At 65.2% G+C, this 16,094-nt stretch carries 12 protein-coding genes and 1 tRNA gene; 5 read left to right on the top strand and 8 right to left on the bottom strand.

What is annotated here, in order from left to right; all coding sequences use genetic code 11:
• Positions 1–2: 2 nt before the first annotated feature.
• From pstB to pstS, 4 genes are read right to left on the bottom strand one after another with little or no spacing between them, the layout of a single operon-like run.
• Positions 3–782 carry a phosphate ABC transporter ATP-binding protein PstB gene (gene pstB, locus V9L21_RS09005; protein WP_021007056.1) on the bottom strand — a complete coding sequence of 260 codons (780 nt, stop codon included), beginning with the start codon at positions 780–782 and terminating at the stop codon, positions 3–5.
• 20 nt (positions 783–802) lie between these two features.
• Entirely contained in the window at positions 803–1,693 is an 891-nt protein-coding gene (gene pstA / locus V9L21_RS09000) for a phosphate ABC transporter permease PstA (RefSeq protein WP_126746520.1), read from the bottom strand.
• Entirely contained in the window at positions 1,690–2,769 is a 1,080-nt protein-coding gene (pstC, locus tag V9L21_RS08995) for a phosphate ABC transporter permease subunit PstC (RefSeq protein ID WP_126746521.1), read from the bottom strand. Before pstC ends, pstA begins: the two co-directional genes overlap by 4 nt.
• A 34-nt stretch (positions 2,770–2,803) precedes the next feature.
• On the bottom strand, positions 2,804–3,841 hold the full coding sequence (gene pstS, locus V9L21_RS08990) for a phosphate ABC transporter substrate-binding protein PstS (RefSeq protein ID WP_337311076.1): 1,038 nt from the start codon (positions 3,839–3,841) through the stop codon (positions 2,804–2,806).
• Positions 3,842–4,089: 248 nt separating this feature from the next.
• Between pstS and V9L21_RS08985 the strand changes: the two genes are divergently transcribed.
• Entirely contained in the window at positions 4,090–5,610 is a 1,521-nt protein-coding gene (locus V9L21_RS08985; RefSeq protein WP_337311074.1) for a Ppx/GppA phosphatase family protein, read from the top strand.
• Positions 5,611–5,616: 6 nt separating this feature from the next.
• Here the strand turns inward: V9L21_RS08985 and V9L21_RS08980 are convergent, their stop codons facing one another.
• The 4 genes from V9L21_RS08980 to V9L21_RS08965 form a co-directional block, all read right to left on the bottom strand.
• Positions 5,617–6,399 carry a hypothetical protein gene (locus tag V9L21_RS08980; protein WP_337311073.1) on the bottom strand — a complete coding sequence of 261 codons (783 nt, stop codon included), beginning with the start codon at positions 6,397–6,399 and terminating at the stop codon, positions 5,617–5,619.
• A 228-nt stretch (positions 6,400–6,627) separates the two neighbouring features.
• Positions 6,628–7,089, bottom strand: a complete 462-nt coding sequence (locus V9L21_RS08975) for a SixA phosphatase family protein (RefSeq protein ID WP_185868070.1) — start codon at positions 7,087–7,089, stop codon at positions 6,628–6,630.
• Between the two features lie 19 nt (positions 7,090–7,108).
• Entirely contained in the window at positions 7,109–9,247 is a 2,139-nt protein-coding gene (ppk1, locus tag V9L21_RS08970) for a polyphosphate kinase 1 (protein ID WP_337311070.1), read from the bottom strand.
• 176 nt (positions 9,248–9,423) lie between these two features.
• Positions 9,424–10,299 (bottom strand): GNAT family N-acetyltransferase, encoded by an 876-nt coding sequence (locus V9L21_RS08965; RefSeq protein ID WP_337311068.1) that lies wholly within the window; start codon positions 10,297–10,299, stop codon positions 9,424–9,426.
• 170 nt (positions 10,300–10,469) lie between these two features.
• Here V9L21_RS08965 and V9L21_RS08960 point away from each other — a divergent pair, with 170 nt between their 5' ends.
• The 4 genes from V9L21_RS08960 to V9L21_RS08945 form a co-directional block, all read left to right on the top strand.
• On the top strand, positions 10,470–12,149 hold the full coding sequence (locus tag V9L21_RS08960; RefSeq protein WP_337311066.1) for an FAD-dependent oxidoreductase: 1,680 nt from the start codon (positions 10,470–10,472) through the stop codon (positions 12,147–12,149).
• A gap of 129 nt (positions 12,150–12,278) precedes the next feature.
• On the top strand, positions 12,279–12,983 hold the full coding sequence (locus V9L21_RS08955; protein WP_337311064.1) for a glutathione binding-like protein: 705 nt from the start codon (positions 12,279–12,281) through the stop codon (positions 12,981–12,983).
• Between the two features lie 35 nt (positions 12,984–13,018).
• Positions 13,019–13,095, top strand: a tRNA-Pro gene (locus V9L21_RS08950).
• A 382-nt stretch (positions 13,096–13,477) separates the two neighbouring features.
• Positions 13,478–16,094: ESPR domain-containing protein (locus tag V9L21_RS08945; protein ID WP_337311062.1), on the top strand; the 2,617-nt coding region annotated here is incomplete at its 3' end.

Below are 16,094 nucleotides of genomic sequence, written 5' to 3'. Positions count from 1 at the left end.
CATCAGCCGAAACGGCCGGTAATGTAGTCCTCGGTCTCCTTGCGCTGCGGCTTGAAGAACATCTGTTCCGTCGCGCCGAACTCGATCAGGTCGCCCAGGTACATGTACGCGGTGTAGTCGCTGCAGCGTGCGGCCTGCTGCATGTTGTGCGTCACGATGACCACGGTGTACTCGTTTTTCAGCTCGGCGATCAACTCTTCGATCTTCGCGGTCGAAATCGGGTCGAGCGCGGAGCACGGTTCGTCGAGCAGCAGCACTTCGGGCTTGATGGCAATGCCGCGTGCAATGCACAGGCGCTGCTGCTGGCCGCCCGAAAGGCCCGAGCCGCTTTGCTGCAGCTTGTCGCGCACTTCGGTCCAGAGGGCGGCCTTCTTGAGCGCCCACTCCACGCGGTCGTCCATTTCGCTGGCGCTCAGGTTCTCGAACAGCTTCACGCCGAAGGCGATGTTGTCGTAGATCGACATCGGGAACGGCGTGGGCTTCTGGAACACCATGCCGACCTTCGCACGGATCAGCGCCACGTCCTGCTTGGACGTGAGCAGGTTCTCGCCGTCCAGCGCAATGGTGCCTTCGGCGCGCTGCTCCGGATAGAGCTCGAACATGCGGTTGAAGGTGCGCAGCAGGGTCGACTTGCCGCAGCCCGACGGGCCGATGAAGGCCGTGACCTTGTTCTCGGGAATCTCGAGGTTGATGCCCTTGAGCGCGTGGAACTTGCCGTAGTAGAAGTTCAGGTCCTTGACCGAGATCTTCGAGCGCGACGGTTGTGCGACGGTGTTTGGCATGGTTGCTACTTCTTCTTGAATCAGAGTTTGTTGCGCGTAAGAACGCGCGCCAGGATGTTGAGGGCAAGCACGGCCACGGTGATCAGGAACACGCCGGCCCAGGCCAGCTGTTGCCAGTTTTCGTACGGGCTCATCGCAAACTTGAAGATCGTCACCGGCAGGCTGGCCATTGGCTGGCTGATGTCGGCGGTCCAGAACTGGTTGTTCAGCGCGGTAAAGAGCAGCGGCGCGGTTTCGCCGGCAATGCGCGCCACGGCCAGCAGCACACCCGTGACCACACCGGCACGCGCGGCGCGCAGCGTGATGCTCAAGATCACCTTCCACTTCGGCGTGCCAAGTGCATAGGCCGCTTCGCGCAGGCCCGGCGGCACCAGCTGCAGCATGTTCTCGGTAGTGCGAATCACCACCGGAATCACGATCAGCGCTAGCGAAAGCGCACCCGCAAGGCCCGAGAAGGTCTTGAAGTACGCCACCACCACGGCATACACGAACAGGCCGATCACGATCGACGGGGCCGACAGCAGGATGTCGTTGACGAAGCGCGTGACCGACGAGAGCCAGCCCTTGGGGTTGTACTCGGCCAGGTAGATGCCGGCCATGATGCCGATCGGCGTGCCCACGAAGGTGGCCAGCGCCACCATCACGAACGAGCCGAAGATCGCATTCGCGATGCCGCCGGCCTCGTTCGGCGGCGGGGTCATTTCGGTGAATGTGGCAAGCGCCAGGCCGCCAAGGCCCAGGCGCAGCGTTTCCCAAAGAATCCAGATGAGCCAGAACACGCCGAACATCATCGCGGCAAGCGACAGCGTGAGCGCGATCTGATTCACGCGCTTGCGCGAGGCGAACTTGGCCTGGCGCGTTTCGGCAAGTGCCTTGGCGCTCAGCAGGTTTTGTGCAGTGCTCGTGTTCATGACTTGGTCCCTTCGCTCTTCTTCATCTGGGCCAGCAGCACCTTGGAGAGCGTCAGCACCACGAAGGTAATGAAGAACAGCACCAGGCCCAGGTACATCAGCGCCGCTTGGTGCAGGCCGGCGCCGGCTTCGGCAAACTCGTTGGCAAGCGCCGAGGTAATGCTGTTGGCAGCCTCGAACACCGACAGCGAATTGAGCTGGTTCATGTTGCCGATCACGAAGGTGACCGCCATCGTCTCACCCAGGGCCCGGCCAAGGCCGAGCATGATGCCGCCGATGACGCCGGCCTTGGTGTAGGGCAGCACAACCTTCGAGACCACTTCCCAGGTCGTGGAGCCGAGGCCGTAGGCCGACTCCTTGAGCAGCGGCGGCGTCACCTCGAACACGTCGCGCATCACCGAGGCAATGAACGGAATGATCATGATCGCGAGGATGATGCCGGCCGACAGAATGCCGATGCCCACCGGTGGGCCCGACACCAGGGCGCCGAGGTACGGCACGCCGGCAAGCAGCTTCTGCAGCGGCTGCTGCACCCAGGTGGAAAGAATCGGGCCGAACACGAGCAGGCCCCACATGCCGTACACGATGGACGGCACGGCGGCGAGCAGCTCGATGGCCGTGCCCAGCGGGCGCTTGAGCCAGCTGGGCGAAAGCTCGGTAAGGAACAGTGCAATGCCGAAGCTCACCGGCACCGCAATCACCAGCGCGATGATCGAGGTGGCCAGCGTGCCGTAGATCATGACCAGGCCGCCGTACTCGTTCTGTACGGGGTCCCACACGCTGCTGGTGAGAAAGCCCAGGCCGTATTTCGAAATGGCGGGCCATGCGCCGGCAATCAGCGACAGCAGGATGCCGATCAGCATCGCGAGCGTGAGCAGCGCGGCGCCCTTGGCGGCCCAGCCGAACAGGCGGTCGGCCATGGGGCCGGAGCGCGGTGCCTTGGCGGGCGGTGGAGCAGTGGCGCGGCCGCGCTCGGCAGCGAGGTCGAGCGCGGATGCGGAAGCAGGAAAAGTGGATGACACGGGTCGCTCCGGCAAAGACGAATGCGGCGCATCCTGGAGCGGTGTGCTGCTCATGGATGCGCCGTTCTGGGCTGGGTGGGTGGGTTGCTTACTTGAACGCGACCGGCTTGCCCGATGCGTCCTTCACCTCGCCCCATGCCTTGGCAATCGTGGCCTTCACCGTATCGGGCATCGGCACGTAGTCGAGCTCGTCGGCGGTCTTGTCGCCGTTCTTGTAGGCCCAGTCGAAGAACTTCAGCACGGTGGTGGCGTTGGCGGGCTTGTCCTGCGCCTTGTGCAGCAGGATGAAGGTCGCGCCGGTGATCGGCCATGCGCCCTTGTCGGCCTGGTTGGTCAGCACCTGGTAGAAGCTCTTGCTCCAGTCGGCAGCAGCGGCAGCGGCCTTGAAGGCCGTGTCTTCCGGCGAGACGAAGTTGCCGGCGGCGTTCTGCAGCTGGGCGTACGTCATCTTGTTCTGCTTCACGTAGGCGTATTCGACATAGCCGATCGAGTTGGGCAGGCGGTTCACGAAAGCGGCGACGCCTTCATTGCCCTTGCCACCCGCGCCGGTGGGCCAGTTCACGGCCGTGCCTTCGCCGACCTTGCTCTTCCACTCGGCGTTGACCTTGCTCAGGTAGTTGGTGAACAGGAAGCTGGTGCCCGAACCGTCAGCACGGCGAACCGGTGCAATGGCAGCGTCCGGCAGGGCCAGCGAGCCGTTCAGCGCCTTGATGGCCGGGTCGTTCCACTTGGTGATCTTGCCCAGGTAGATGTCGCCCAGCACCTGGCCGTTGAGCTTCAGCTCGCCCGGCTTGATGCCGGGAATGTTCACCACGGGAATCACGCCGCCGATGACGGTGGGGAACTGCATCAGGCCCTTGGCCTGGAGTTCTTCGTCCTTCAGGGGGGCGTCCGAAGCGCCGAAATCGACCGTCTTGGCTTCGATCTGCTTGAGGCCGGCACCCGAGCCGACCGACTGGTAGTTGATCTTGACGCCGGTGCTCTTGTTGAAATCGGAGGCCCACTTGGCATACAGCGGTGCCGGGAAGCTGGCGCCGGCGCCGGTCACATCTTGTGCGAAAGCGGGAACATGGGCGAAGGCCGCGGCCACGAGGCCGGCAGCTGCAAACTTGAAAGTCGTTTTCATAAGGCTTCCTTTTTTAGAAGTAAGAAGTAGTCCCTTTCGGGCTTGGGACGGACTCTAGAAAGCTTGTGTGACATCAATGTGACACCCTGCCATAGAGGGAAAAGCCATCTTTGCGGCGAGAGCTTTTGTGACGCTGTCATGGAACCGTCATGCAGGGTCTCTAGCCTTCCAACCCTCGCCGCTACGCGACCGGGGCGGCGCGCCAGGCCATGGCGCTACGATCACAGCCCCGCCCTCTTCACTACAAAATGCAAAACGGCACCCGCCTCGCAGCGGTCGATCTCGGTTCGAACAGCTTCAGGCTGGAAATCGGACAGGTCGACCACGGTCAGATTCACCGCACCGAATACCTCAAGGAGACGGTGCGCCAGGGCAACGGCCTGGACAGCGCCCGCAACCTCACGCCCGAGGCCATGCAGCGCGGCTGGGACGCGCTCGCCCGCTTCGGCGAGCGGCTGGCCGGCTTCAAGCGCTCGCAGGTGCGGGCCGTGGCCACGCAAACGCTGCGCGAGGCCCGCAACCGCGAAGAATTCCTATTGCGCGCGCGCACCATCCTGGGGTTCGGCATCGACGTGATCCCGGGGCGCGAGGAAGCCCGCCTTATTTACCAGGGCGTGGCGCACATGCTGCCGCACACCGACGCCTCCGACCGCGAGCGCCGCCTGGTGGTGGACATCGGCGGGCGCTCGACCGAAATGATCATCGGCCAGGCGCTCGAGGCCAAGCTCATGGAGTCTTACCGCGTCGGCAGCGTCGCGTGGTCGATGAAGCACTTTGCCGAAGGCCTCTTCACCCCCGCCGCATTCCGCGCCGCCGAGGTGGCTGCCAAGGCCGTGCTGGACGATGCGCTTTCAAGCTACACCCGCGACCAGTGGGACGTGGCCTACGGTGCCTCCGGCACCATCGGCGCGGTGGGCGACGTGCTGGCCGCAGCCGGCGGCGAGCCCGGGCTGATTACCCGCGACGGGCTCGACTGGCTCGTCGACCGCCTGCTCAAGGCCGGCAGCGCCGACAAGCTGCGCATCGACGGCATGCGCGAAGACCGCAAGCCCGTGATTGGCGGCGGCGTGAGCGTGCTGCGGGCGGTGTTCGACCTGCTCGGCATCGAGGAAATGAAAGTAGCCCAGGGCGCGCTGCGCCACGGCGTGCTCTACGAGTTGCTGGAACGAGACGAAGGCGTGGCCGATTTGCGCACCGCCACCGTGGCGCGGCTGGCCACCCGCTTCTCGGTCGATGCGGCCCAGGCCAAGCGTGTGGGCGAAACGGCCGCGGCGCTCTTCGTGCAACTGGCGCCGGCGGCACGCGGCGGCAGCTCCACCAGCCGCGCCGGGCGGGCATTGCGCAAACTGGGCTGGGCGGCGCAGCTGCATGAAATTGGCACGCTGGTGTCGCACAGCGACTATCACAAGCACGGCGCCTACATTCTGGACAACACCGACGCGCCCGGCTTTGCCGTGAATGAACTGCACGCGCTCGGCCAGCTGGTTCTGGGCCAGCGCGGCAAGCTGCGCAAGCTCGAGGCCGCTCTCGACGACGAGACCTTCGTGATGCAGCTGCTGTCCCTGCGTCTGGCAGTGATCCTGTGCCACGCGCGCCGCGATCCCGATCCGCAGGCGCTGCATCTCGCGGCGTTGGGCGCCAGGGCTTTCACGATCGTCTGTGCGCCCGACTGGGCCGATGCCTACCCCCAGTCCGCGCACTTGCTGCGCGAAGAAGTGCTGGCCTGGCAGAAGACCAGCAACTGGCGCGTGGAACTCAACGGCGCCTGAGCCGGTTCACTTCGCCTCGAGGCCGGCCGTGCGGGTAACTTCCGCACTGGCCAGGCGGGACGACTCGTCTTCGCCGAACATGCCCGCATAGGCAGGATGGAGGATCTTCGAAAGCCCCTGGCGCAGGCCGTCCTGCGCCTTGGCGTTGTCCTGGAGCAGGCCGTCGTAGGCCAGGAAGGCCGGCTCCTCCAAGTCGGAAGTGTGGGTCGTCTGGTAGAGAACGGCCTGCTGCTCGTTCTTGAGCGACTGCTCGATGGCCACGAAGGGCTTGAAGCTGGACGTCATGTCGGGCGCCGAATAGATTGTGGTGACCCGAACCACCAACGTGCTGTAGCCGGGCGTGGGCTGGAAGCCGGCTGCGTGCAACTGCGCGAGTTCGCCGTCCACGCGCGGCGCGGGCGTCAGCTTGACTTCGCGGCCTCCGGTACGCAGGCGCGCCGCCAGCTGCTCGGCGAATTGCCGGTTGAGCGACGCCGCCCCGCTGTTCTTTACGGCGGCCGTGAACTCGAGGGTGCGCCGCTCCATGCGACTGGCCTTGGTCACCCGGGTGCCGACCTCGACGCCAAGCGCCACCAAGCTACCGACTGGCCCGAAAACCCCAGCCCATCCGATGATGGCGGAGCCGCCACCGTCCATGACCGTGAGCTGGTCCTGATCGTTGTAGACGAGTTCGATCTTCGAGATCGACCGGGCGGCGTCGTGGCGAACCTGCGGTGCAGGCTCGGGCGTGCTCGTGGCGCATCCGGCAAGGAGGGCTGCAGCAGCCAGCAGGGAAACGAGTGCTTTCATGGGGCATCCGCGGTGAAAGACGGCTGCAACAGCCTCCGACACCCGTCGCCCGGAAATCCGCGGCACACAAGGCACTTGCTGCGCAATCGCCTTGTGGTTGTAAGTTATGGATGCAATTTGTGACTAAATGCATCTGGCGCGGCCATTGTGCCTACATATGGCTGCCGCGCGGCCCGGATTTGGCCAATTAGTTTACAGTTTCGGGCAAATTTTCTGCCCTTGTCGCCATCAGAGAAGCTCAGGCGACTGAACGGTGACCACCACGGTCTGCACGTCGCCATCGCGCTCGCGCGTGCGAATCCACCACAGCGCGCCCTTGCGCACTGGGCAGCTGTCCTGCTTGAGTCCCAGCAGAAGCGAAATGGCCTGCCCCACCGAGGGCTGGTGCCCGATCATCAGCACCACCGACTTTCCGTTGGGCCAGCCCGCCGCGCCCAGCATGGCCTCGGCCGTGGTGTCGGGCGCGAGTTCGGAACGCAGCTTGTACTTGCGCCCAAGCGCGAGTGCGGTCTGCTCGCAGCGCCGCGCGGGGCTGCAGATGATGCGGGTGCCGTCGGGCAATTGCCGGTCGAGCCAGCTTGCCATGCGCTTGGCCTGCTTCTCGCCGCGTGCGGTAAGGGAGCGCTGCAGGTCGTCGCAGCCCTCGGTCCAGTCCTCGGCTTCGGCATGGCGCCAGAAGATCAAGTCCATGCTCATCGTCTTTCGATGGTCAGTTGCTGGATGCATCGGGGTGATGCCCTCGCGATGCATATCGGTTCATGAGCGCGGTCTGCGCGCCGTGCGCCTCGACGGCGCGAGAAGCGCCCGCCTCGCCGCGATGGGTGTCGTGGTCGACGCGCGTGTAGATGCCGTCGCCGCCAAGGTCCCATGCGTCGCGGCCGTCGTGCAGGTAGGCCACTAGGCATTCGTCGATCAGGCGCTGGCGAAGGCTCGGATCGGTGACCGGCCAGGCCAGTTCCACGCGCCGCATCATGTTGCGGTTCATCCAGTCGGCGCTCGAGAGGTAAAGCGACTCTTCCTCGCCGCTGCGGAAGTAGAAGACCCGCGAATGCTCCAGGAACCGGCCGATCACCGAGCGCACGCGGACGTTGTCGGTCAACCCCGGCACTTGCGCCGGCAGGGTGCAGGCGCCTCGCACGATGAGGTCGATCTTCACGCCCTGCTGCCCTGCACGCATCAGCGCCGCAACCAGCTGGTCGTCAGTCAGCGCATTCATCTTGGCGACGATGCGCGTGGGCTCTCCGGCTGCGGCAGCCACGCTCAAGGCATCGATTTGCGCAATGAGGTTCTTGTGCAGGTCGAACGGGGCCAGCCACATGCGGTTGAGCTTGGGCAGGCGGCTCTGGCTTGCCAGGTGGACGAACACCGCTTCCATGTCGGCCGTCAGCAGCGGATCGGCCGTGAGGTGGCTGATGTCGGTGTACAGCTTGGCGGTGCGCGGGTTGTAGTTGCCGGTGGAAAGATGGCCGTAGCGGCGCATCTGCTTGCCCTCGCGGCGCGTCACCAGCAGCATCTTGGCGTGAGTCTTCAGGCCCACCACGCCGTACACCACCTGCGCGCCAATCGACTCCAGCATTTCGGCCCAGTTGATGTTGGCCTCTTCGTCGAAGCGCGCCTTGAGCTCCACCACCACCGTCACTTCCTTGCCGCGGCGCACGGCCTCGCGCAGCAGGTCCATCAGTTCCGAATCGGCACCGGTGCGGTAGATGGTCTGCTTGATGGCCAGCACCTGCGGGTCTTGCACGGCCTCTCGCAAAAAGGCGAGCACGCCGTCGAAGCTTTCGAAGGGCTGGTGAATCAGCACGTCGCCGCGCTGCAGCCGCTCGAAGAACGACTGCGCCGGAGACAGCGTGACCGGGTAGGAAGCCGAGTACGGCGGAAAGCGCAGCTGTGGCTCGTCCAGCAGGTCGATGAGTTGGGTGAGCCGCGCCAGGTTGACGGGACCGTGCACACGATAGAGCGCCTGCGGCGGCAGGTTGAACTGCGCCAGCAGAAAACTCGCGAGCGACTCGGCGCAACTGGCCGACACCTCGAGCCGCACGGCCTGGCCGTAATGGCGGTGCTGCAGGCCCTGGCGCAACGCGGTGCGCAGGTTCTTGACGTCTTCCTCGTCGACCGCAAGATCCGAATGCCGCGTGACGCGGAACTGCGAAAAGTCGCCCACCTCGCGGCCCGGGAACATGCTCGACAAATGTGCGCGCACCACGCTCGAAAGCGCCACGAACAGCGTCTTGCCGTCGGACACCTTGGCCGGCATGCGAATGACGCGCGGCAGCACGCGCGGCACCTTGACGATCTGGATCGGGTTTTCGCGCCCGAATGCGTCCTTGCCACCAAGCCGCACGATGAAGTTGAGCGACTTGTTGGCCACCTGCGGAAACGGGTGTGCCGGATCGAGCCCCACCGGAATCAGCAACGGGCGCACTTCGCGCTCGAAATATTCGCTCACCCATTTGCGCTGCGCCGCATTGCGCTCGCCGTGCGAAATGATGTGGATGCCGTGCTTGGCAAACGTGGGCATCAGCTCGTCGTTGTACAGCGCGTACTGGCGGCCCACCAGCGTGTGGGCAGCCTCGGCAAGCCGCTCGAACGATTCGGTGGTGTAGGTGCCCTTCTGGTCGCTGGCGCTGCTGGCAATCAGGTGCGGCGCGGCGCGGACTTCAAAGAATTCGTCGAGGTTCGATGAAACGATGCACAGGTAGCGAAGGCGCTCGATGAGCGGCACCTCGGGCCGGTGCGCCCAATCGAGCACGCGCTCATTGAAGGACAGGATGCTGTGGTCGCGGTCGAGCAGCGTGAGCGCCGATGCCTCGGCCGCAAGCGGCCCGCGAGCGGTAGCAGATTCCATGGGCACTGATTCTGGGGCAAGGGGCACGGGAGCGCAGATAGGCGGAAATATGACAGTTTCGTCCTTGTTTGTGACGATTCCGTGACGCCCCTGTGACGACGATTCCCCTGCACCCGGCTCTCCCGCACCGGGTGAAGAAGCAGATGGCCTGGCGGCGGGCCGGGCGACCGCTGGTTTCATGCGCCCAGAAAGTGCTTGCGGTAGCGCGCCGGCAAGTCGTCGATGCGCATCAGCATCGGCAGGTCCGCGGTGTTGAAATCCGGGTCCCACGCCGGAGCGCCCAGCACCTTGGCGCCCAGGCGCAGGTAACCCTTGATGAGCGCCGGCGGCTCGACGTCGAGCGCGCTGTCCAGGCGTTCGACCGGCAGCGGCAGCCTCGGCTGCACCTGGTACTGGATCGGCGCCATGTGGCTGGCCGACAGCTGGCGCCAGATGCTGGCCGCCGCGTCGCCGTTGGTCACGCCGTTATGTGACATGGGAATGCTCGCGCAGCCGATCATTGTGTCGAGCTTGTTGCGGTGCATGAAGCCGGCGAGCGCGCCCCACAGCGCAAGAATGACTCCGCCCTGCCGGTGATCGGGATGCACGCAGCTGCGGCCCAGCTCCACCATGCGCTCGCGCAGGTCGCGCAAGCGGGTCAGGTCGAATTCGGTGTCGCTGTAGGTGCTGCCCACGCGCCGGGCCTGGGCCGGCGTGAGCACGCGGTAGGTGCCGATTACTTGCTGCGTGAGTTCGTCGCGCACCAGCAGGTGCTCGCAGAAGTCGTCGAACAGGTCGATGTCGTGTCCCGCCACCGGCGTGCTTACGCGCGCGCCCATTTCGCCGACGAACACTTCATAGCGCAGGCGCTGCGCGGCGCGCACGTCGTCGAGGTGGCGTGCCCAGCTCACCGTGATGCCCTGCTTGGCATCGACGACCGGCGGCACCAGAACCGCGGCGGGCGCCTCCGGCACCGACGTGCGCGCAGCGTTTGCAACGGCAGGGACGGGCCACAAGGCGGCGCGCAGTCCGATCTGCGACAGCGGAAACGTCGGATTGGGCAGTTCTTTCATTGGGAACCCTTTCTGCCGATGGAGTCTCTGCACTCGCGGTGAAACCGGCATGTCAGCGGCATGGCATTTGCATGACGGTGTTACAGCGTGTTTGGGCCCTTTTCGGGGCTGCCCCATTCGGCCCGCAAGGCTGTCTAATGCGGTGGGTCGCGACACTGGAGTTTCTTTAAATGGCCACAGACGCAAGCAGCAATTTCGACAACCGCCTTCACCAGACCTTTCCCGTTCTCAGCGACGCCGAGATCGCGCGCATTGCACGCTTCGGAACGGTGCAGCGGTTTGCGCGCGGGGAAAGGCTCTTCACCGCCGGAGAAACAGGCCCGGGCATGTTCGTGCTGCTCAAGGGCGTGGTCGCCATCACCCAGCGCGACGGCCTCGGGCATGTGGTGCCTATCGTTCGCCAGGGGCCGGGCGAGTTCCTTGCCGAGGTGGGCCAGCTGAGCGGCCGCCCTGCCCTTGTCGACGGCCATGCAGACGAAGAAGTCGAAGCGCTGGTGGTACCGCCTGCGCAATTGCGCGCGCTGCTCGTGGCCGAAGCGGATCTTGGCGAACGCATTACCCGCGCGCTGATTTTGCGGCGCGTGGCGCTCATTGAATCGGGCGCGAGCGGACCGGTGCTCATCGGCAAGCCCGAGTCGCCCGACATGGCGCGGCTCGAGAACTTTTTGCGCCGCAACGGCCACCCCTATCACTTGGTCGATGCGGCGGAAGATCCCGATGCCGCAGCGCTGCTCGAACAGTACGGCACCTGCAAGCTGCTGGCCGTGTGCCCTGACGGCTCGGTGCTGGTCAACCCGGCCGAAGATGCATTGGCCCGCTGCCTCGGCATGGTGGACACCGCCGAGCGCGACGAGCTGTTCGACGTGGCCGTGGTGGGTGCCGGCCCAGCCGGCCTGGCCACTGCGGTGTACGCGGCCTCCGAAGGCCTGCACGTGATCGTGCTCGATTGCCGCGCCTTCGGCGGCCAGGCCGGCGCCAGTGCGCGCATCGAAAACTACCTCGGCTTTCCCACCGGCATCTCGGGGCAGGCCCTCGCGGGCCGGGCTTTCGTGCAGGCCCAGAAATTCGGCGTCGAGATGCTCATTCCGGTGAAGGTCACCTCACTGGACTGCACGCGCAACAACCCGATGGGCAGCCTGCGCATTGCGCTGGCCGACGGCCGCACCATCAATGCGCGCACCGTGGTCATTGCCAGCGGCGCGCGCTACCGGCGGCCGGATGTGCCGCGGCTGTCGGAGTTCGAAGGCCGCGGCATCTGGTACTGGGCGTCGGCCATCGAAGCAAAGCTCTGCTCGCAGCAAGAGGTGGCGCTTGTCGGCGGCGGCAACTCAGCCGGACAAGCGGCGGTGTTCTTGTCGCGCCATGCAGCCAAGGTCAATGTGCTGGTGCGCGGCCCTTCGCTGGCGGCCAGCATGTCGCGCTACCTCATCGACCGCATCGAGGCCACGCCCAACATCGAACTGCATCCGCACACCCAGTTGGTCAAGCTGAACGGCGGCTCCGACGAAGGCCTTACCGGCGCCAGGTGGCGCTGCCAGACCAGCGGCGAAGAACACGATTGCGCGGCCCGCAACATCTTTCTCTTCGTTGGCGCCGAGCCTGAAACCAGTTGGCTGGAGGGCTGCGGGGTTTCGGTCGACAAGCACGGCTTTGTGCTGACCGGCGCCGCCGCGAGCAGCGGCTTTCCGGCGCGGCCCTCCACCGCGCTCGAATCGAGTGTGCAAGGCGTCTTTGCCGTGGGCGATGTGCGCTCGGGCTCGGTCAAGCGCGTGGGCGGCGCCATCGGCGAAGGGGCTGCGGTGGTGGCATTGATTCACCAGCACCTGTCGTCCAACTCGGCCGTTGCCTGAGCGGCTTCGCCAGGCGGTGGCGCGGCGCGCTGCAATTCCCGGCGCTGCACGCATTTGAATGGCCGCGTATATGCTGCCTGCCTCGAATCACAACCCCCAAATCACAACCCGCATATCGGAGCGCCAGACATGCCCGCATCGCCCATGGAGGTTTATTCCTGGCCCACGCCCAATGGCCACAAGATTCACATCATGCTGGAGGAGTGCGGCCTGCCGTACAACGCACGCCCGATCAACATCGGCAAGGGCGACCAGTTCGCGCCCGACTTCCTGCAGATCAGTCCGAACAACAAGATCCCCGCGATTACCGACCCCGACGGGCCGGACGGAAAGCCGATCTCGCTTTTCGAATCGGGCGCCATCCTCGTGTACCTGGCGGGCAAGACCGGCAAGCTGCTGCCCAAGACCGACCGCGAGCGCTACGACGTGCTGCAGTGGCTCATGTTCCAGATGGGCGGCGTGGGGCCCATGCTCGGCCAGGCGCATCACTTTCGCATGTATGCGCCTGAAAAGATCAGCTACGCCATCGAGCGCTACAGCAACGAAGCCAAGCGGCTCTACGGCGTGATCGACAAGCAGTTGTCGAAGAACAAGTTCATCGCAGGCAAGACCTATTCGATTGCCGACATCGCCATCTTCCCGTGGCTGCGCAGCTGGGACAAGCAGGGCATCACCCTCACCGACTACCCACACCTGAAAGCCTGGTTCGACGCGATTGCCGCACGGCCCGCAGTGCAGCGGGGCGTGAAAGTGCTGGCCGATTTGCGCCAGCCGATCACCGGCGACAAGGAGCGCGAGATTCTTTTCGGCAAGACTCAGTACGAGAAGCGCTGAGAGCCTCGATATTCAAGCTAGAATGGAAGGCTTGTCGGGGTGTAGCGCAGCCTGGTAGCGCATCTGGTTTGGGACCAGAGGGTCGAAGGTTCGAATCCTTTCGCCCCGACCAAGAAAAAAAGTGAATGCCTGCAATGACTTCGGTTGTTGCAGGCATTTTGCTTTTCGGCTCCGGCGTCTAGCCCCCCCTTCAGTTGGTGCTCGGTCTCCGAACTCCCCGCTACGCATCCGGCGGGAGTGTTGCTCCCACTGGCCCACCCTCGGCCACGCCCCGAACTTCCGCAGTCCAACCCACAAAGTGTGAAAAAACTGGCACGGGCTCTGATCGCTTCACGCTATCGATAAATAAGCGTGACCTAGTTCCTTGGCGTTAACAAAGTTAAACAACTAGTCTCCGCCGCAAGCGCACGTATGGCGCTTTCCAAGCGGTGGGATTGCCGGAAATAGGTCTGACAGACCGCACCGTCTTGGACCTTAGGGAGGTTCCAGACAACATGAATACGTTCTATAAGAGTGTCTATAACGAGGCACTGGGCACATGGGTTGCTGCAAGTGAGGTCTGCGCCGCACGCGGCAAGAAATCCTCGAGCATCGCGCTCGGCACCGCCCTCCTGGCGGCGGCGGTTTTCGGCGGCGCATCGTCCGCTTGGGCGGCCAATGAGTGCGGAGCTGTCGCCGTTGGTGGAACCGTCATCTGCAACGGTGACGGAACGCCAGTGGGGGATGCGAACCCGAACACCACCGGCATTGCATATGGCACCGACGGCATCACTGTCATCGTGGACGGCACCGCAGCGCCCTTCACCATCGCGCCGGTCACCGCGCCGGTAACCAACAATGCTGTCTATTCGGGTGGTTTCGGCACAGGCAATCGACTGATCGAAGTCAACGGCCCCGTCACGATCAATCTGACCACCCCGGCGGGCAATCCTGCGTCCGGTGCAGCCTGGGCTGTGCTGGCCAACTCACTCACAAGCGGCGCTAACGGTGATGCGAGCATCGTCATCAATGGTGCGAACATCACCAGCAAAGGCGAATACGCTTCTGGCGTCGCCTCCAGCGTCGTCGGCAACGGCAATGCCACCTCGATCCTCAACAGCGGCTCCATCTCCACCAACGGCACGCAGGGTTCAGGGGTCGGTCTGCATGCCGAAACGAAAGGCACGGGCACGGCGACGGTCACGGTGAACGGCGGTTCGATCAGCACCGGCACTGCGGCAGGCGGGTCGCACGCGGCTTTCGCGCTGGCGCGTGGCAATGGCGATGCTGTGGCCACCATGACGGGCGGTGAGGCCACCACACAGGCCAAGAGTAACTCGGTCGTCGTCGCCGCGACACAGGGCTCCGGCGATGCGTACGCCACCATGTCTGGCGGCACTGCGACGACGAACGGCGCCAGCTCGGTCGTTACCACGGTCGGCTACGGGTCCGGCGACGCGATTACCAGCCAGACGGGGGGAACGGTGATCGCCAACGGAGCGGACGGCGTCGGGCTGGCCGCGTTGGCCGTCGGCACGGGCGCCGCGACCGCGTCCATGACAGGTGGCAGTATCGCGACCAAGGGCAGCAACGGCTACGGAATCTGGGCCGCTGTCGTGAACCCGGCCAGCACGGCCGCGGCAACGGCAACCATGGATGCCGCAGCGTCGACGATCACCACACTGGGGACCGGCGCCGCCGGTATCTACGCACGCAACGAAGGCAATGGCACGGCCACTGCCACGCTGCTGAACGGCCGCATCAGCACTGCGGGCAGCTACGGCTACGGGGTCTATGCCGGCACAGCGGGGGCCGGCGATGCCGTCGCCAGTTCTTCGGCGGGTACTTCCATTCAGACCAGCGGTACCGACGGCGCCAAGGGGATCCTTGCCCACGCCATGGGAACCGGCAATGCGACAGCGACGAACGCTGGAACCATACTGACGACCGGCGCCTCGGGTCTCGATGGCAACTTCGGCACTTACGCATTGGCTACGGGCGGCAACGCCACTGCGGGCAACACCGGAACCATCACGACAGGCGGCACGTTCGGCTACGGCGTCTACGCCGCAACGACCGGAAACGGCATTGCAACAGCCACCTCGAGCGGCGCCGTCACGACCAACGGTCCCTACTCCACCGGGATCGGTGCGCATATCGACAACGGTGATTCGTCGAAGCACGGCACTGCGATTGCGACGCTCCAGGCCGGTGGAACCGTCGCGACCAATGGGTCGCCCTACGGCATCGGCGTCTTTGCAGACGTCATGGGCTATGGGGACGCGATTGCCACCAACCAGGGGGCCATCGCCACCAAGGGGCAGTTCGCGCAAGGCACGGCAGCCCGCGTGCTTTACGGTGCAGGTGACGCCACGGCCGTGAATCAAGGGACGATATCCACCACCGGTATCGCCGCCCAAGGCCTGCAGGCAGCAGTCGATCAGGGCGCTGTGGGCAATGCAACGGCATTGAACACAGGGACGATCACAACGGTCGGCCAAGATTCGGTTGGTATTTCAGCGAGCGTCGCAACTGTCAACAGCACCTCGACGGCGACGGCGATCATGAACGGCGGAACGGTCAGCACATCAGGCACCTCTGCCTCGGGCATCGTCAGCTCCAACACCGCCCTTGGCCTGGCTGCAATTCAGATGAACGCGGGCACCGTGACGGCGACGGGCGCGAATGCGGACGGCCTGCGCGCCACCTCGGCTGGCGGCACCTACCAGGTCGACGCCACCGGCGGCAGCGTGACCAGCGGCAGCGGCACCGCCGCGGCCATCCACACCCTGGCAGCAGCCGGCGGCACCATCAACATCGGCGCAGCCGCAGTGGTCAACGGCGCCGCCTCCGGCATCGCCATCCGCGACGGCGACGCCGCCAGTACCGGCACCGACACCCTCGGCGGCAACGCCGTCGTCACCACCGCCGGCACCGTCACCGGCGACGCCATCCTGGGCCTGGGCAACGACAGCCTGGCGCTCACCGGCGGCAGCTTCAGCGGCAACATCTACGGCGACGACCGCACGGCCAGCGCGGCCGACGGCAACGACAGCTTCACCTGGACCGGCGGCACCCTCGCGGGCGGCTTCTACGGCCAGAACGGCTCCGACACCGCCCTGGTGGCCGCCC

It is taken from the genome of Variovorax sp. CCNWLW235, from assembly GCF_037204085.1.
Taxonomy (GTDB): Bacteria; Pseudomonadota; Gammaproteobacteria; order Burkholderiales; family Burkholderiaceae_C; genus Variovorax.
The sequence above is the reverse complement of the archived record's forward strand: the minus strand, read 5'-3'. Positions and strand labels throughout refer to the sequence as shown.